Here is a 306-nt window from a genome sequence, read left to right as displayed (position 1 = left end):
ATGTTCAACTCATGGCTTTGTCTTCTGACAAATACAGTACGATATGGTGGAGCTATGCGGGATCGAACCGCAGACCTCCTGCGTGCAAAGCAGGCGCTCTCCCAGCTGAGCTATAGCCCCGTAATCGAAGTGGTGGGTCTGAGTGGACTCGAACCACCGACCTCACCCTTATCAGGGGTGCGCTCTAACCACCTGAGCTACAGACCCACTTCGTGTACTGTCTCTAAACTTGAATCAAGGCAATCTGTGTGAACACTCAACAACTTCGTCATCTTAAGGTAAGGAGGTGATCCAACCCCAGGTTCC

2 tRNA genes are annotated in these 306 nt (G+C 51.6%); both read right to left on the bottom strand.

The features are described from left to right. Positions 1–44: 44 nt before the first annotated feature. Positions 45–120, bottom strand: a tRNA-Ala gene (locus ACVDHI_RS20785). A 10-nt stretch (positions 121–130) separates the two neighbouring features. Then, positions 131–207: transfer RNA gene (locus ACVDHI_RS20780), tRNA-Ile, on the bottom strand. Between the last annotated feature and the right edge of the window lie 99 nt (positions 208–306).

The sequence above is a fragment of the Aeromonas sp. 25-248 genome, from assembly GCF_053005425.1.
Note: the sequence above shows the minus strand (reverse complement) of the source record. Positions and strands in the feature narration are given on the sequence as shown.